This is a genomic window from Pedobacter sp. 01T416_2 (genome assembly GCF_056398925.1).
The window spans coordinates 1-2885 of the sequence record NZ_JBFTQI010000744.1 but is presented as its reverse complement, the minus strand read 5'-3'; the positions used below and the strand labels follow the sequence as shown (position 1 = coordinate 2885).

General features: G+C 38.8%; 2 protein-coding genes. Both read left to right on the top strand.

From position 1 onward, the window contains the following. The coding region (gene accC, locus AC1DPQ_RS23420; protein WP_477611038.1) for an acetyl-CoA carboxylase biotin carboxylase subunit at window positions 1-1297 on the top strand (1297 nt) is incomplete at its 5' end. A gap of 366 nt (window positions 1298-1663) precedes the next feature. Then, a complete protein-coding gene (locus tag AC1DPQ_RS23415; RefSeq protein WP_477611037.1) occupies window positions 1664-2854 on the top strand; it encodes an LVIVD repeat-containing protein in 1191 nt (396 codons plus the stop codon). The last annotated feature ends 31 nt before the right edge of the window (window positions 2855-2885 follow it).

Here is a 2885-nt window from a genome sequence, read left to right as displayed (position 1 = left end):
GCGTATTATCCGTACCTGTAAGGAAATGGGCATCAAAACGGTTGCTGTTTACTCTACCGCAGATCGCGAAAGTTTACACGTACGTTTTGCTGATGAGGCTGTTTGTATTGGCCCCCCTCCTAGTAAAGATTCATATTTAAATATTCCAAATATTATCTCGGCAGCAGAATTAACCAATGCCGATGCCATACACCCAGGTTATGGTTTCTTATCAGAAAATGCTAAGTTTTCTAACATCTGCCGCGAGTACAACATCAAATTTATTGGTGCAACTCCAGAGCAGATCAATGGCATGGGCGATAAAGCCTCTGCAAAAGAAACCATGAAAATTGCCGGTGTACCAACCATTCCAGGATCTGAAGGTTTACTTACCAGCGTTAAAGAAGGTATTGCAATTGCGAATGAAATGGGCTACCCTGTTATTCTAAAAGCAACCGCCGGTGGTGGTGGCCGTGGTATGCGGGTAGTTTGGAAAGACGAAGATTTCGAAAATGCATGGGATAGTGCCCGTCAGGAATCTGGTGCAGCTTTCGGTAACGATGGTTTATATTTAGAAAAATATATCGAAGATCCACGTCACATCGAGATCCAGATTATCGGAGATCAGTTTGGCAAAGCATGTCACTTATCAGAGCGCGATTGTTCTATTCAACGCCGTCACCAGAAATTGGTAGAGGAATCTCCCTCTCCTTTTATGACAGATGAACTCCGTGTAAGAATGGGAGAAGCAGCTATTAAAGGTGCAATGGCCGTAAATTACGAAGGTGCTGGTACAATCGAATTCCTGGTTGATAAACACCGTAACTTCTACTTTATGGAAATGAACACCCGTATCCAGGTAGAGCATCCGGTTACTGAAGAAGTAATCAACTTCGATTTAATCAAAGAACAGATTAAAGTTGCTGCCGGAATTCCAATTTCGGGTAAAAATTACTTCCCTGATATGCACGCAATCGAGTGCCGTATCAATGCAGAAGATCCAGCAAATAACTTCCGTCCGTCACCAGGGCGGATCACCAATTTCCACTCTCCGGGTGGCCATGGTGTTCGCGTTGATACGCACGTTTATGCAGGATATTCAATTCCTTCTAACTACGATTCTATGATTGCTAAATTAATCTGTGTGGCACAAACACGCGAAGAGGCAATCTGTACCATGGAGCGTGCGTTAGGCGAATTTGTAATTGAAGGTGTAAAAACAACTATTCCATTCCATCTTCAATTGATGAAAGATCCGAACTTTAGGGCAGGAAATTTCACTACGAAATTTATGGAAACGTTTGAGTTTTCAGAATAGTAAAAGTATTTCTATACTTAATGACACAAGGAGGCTATTCAAATAATTTGGATAGCCTTTTTTATTGTTTTAGATTTCAGTTACGATCGGATAAATACCTAATAACCTTAGTTCGATTAATATTTACCCATTGTGATCAATTTTAGTCTCTTTTTCTAACGCGATCGTCATGCTGAACTTGTTTCAGCATCTTTCCTGCTAGATAGACCCTGAAATAAATTCAGGGTGACGACGGTGAGTTGAAAATATCTACAGAAGATCTTTAAAAGCATGTTATTAATCGAGTTCAGGTTGATAATTAATATTTAAGTCCGATGCTGTAGCGTTTGATTAATTCCTTACGTTTAATAACCAAACACTCCAAATATGAAAAAAAGTCTAATTAACGCACTACTCCTCCTACTTGTTTTCGCTGTATTTATAGGATGCAAAAAAGACGAGTATGAAATGATAAAGATTGTAAAAATGATTTCGGTTCAGCAAATGAGGGCTTTACCTGTAGGTATGACAAAAGCTATTCCTGCCAAAAAAACCGGAAAAATATACATTTATAACGATTATCTTTTCATTAATGAACCAAATGAAGGTATTCATATCTACAACAATGCTAATCCGGGTGCTCCGGTAAACGTGGGTTTTCTACAAATTCCGGGAAACGTAGATTTAGCGATCCACAACAATATCCTTTACGCCGACAATTTTATTGATTTGCTCGCTTTTGATCTCTCAAATATGGGCAATATCAAACAAGTTAAGAGAGTAACTGATGTTTTCAATCAATTGTATACCACCGGCACTCAAAAATATCTCTACATTTATAAAGATACCCTGGTAAAGAAAGAAACATACAAGGAAAAGCTATATTACGACATTTCCGCGTATAGCAGCAACTCTTCTGGACAAGGTGGCTCGATGGCCAGATTTACCTTAATGAATGACTATTTATATACTGTTGGTATGAATAATTTAAGTCTGTTTGATGTTAAGACTGCATCGAGCCCAACTTTCTTAAAGGCTATTCCCTTAGGTTGGGGTGTCGAAACCATCTTTCCATACGAGAATAAATTATTTATAGGTACCAATAGAGGTATGCACATTTTTAGTGCTACMGATCCGGCTAATCCCGTACAACTATCTACTTACAGCCATATTTTTGCCTGCGACCCTGTTGTTGTACAAGGCAAATATGCTTACGTTACCTTACGCACAGGCAATATGTGCATGCAAGCAAGCAATCAATTGGAAGTTATAGATATAGAAGATCCCACCAAACCGAAACAGATTGCAGTTTATGCTATGCAAAATCCACACGGCCTAAGCACCAGTGGCGATAATCTGTTTCTCTGCGAAGGCAATTATGGAATAAAGAGCTTCAATATTACCGATAAAACCAAAATAGGCAACAACATGTTGCAGCATTTGACTAACATCAAAAGCTTTGATGTTATTGCAGGCCCTAAATCTTTAATCGTTACAGGAGACGATGGTGTATATCAATTTAATTATAACAACGCCGCAAATTTAAAGCAACTGAGTATAATTAAAGGGCAACGTTAAAAACTATTGTTGTAGCTTCTTTCTATTTTAC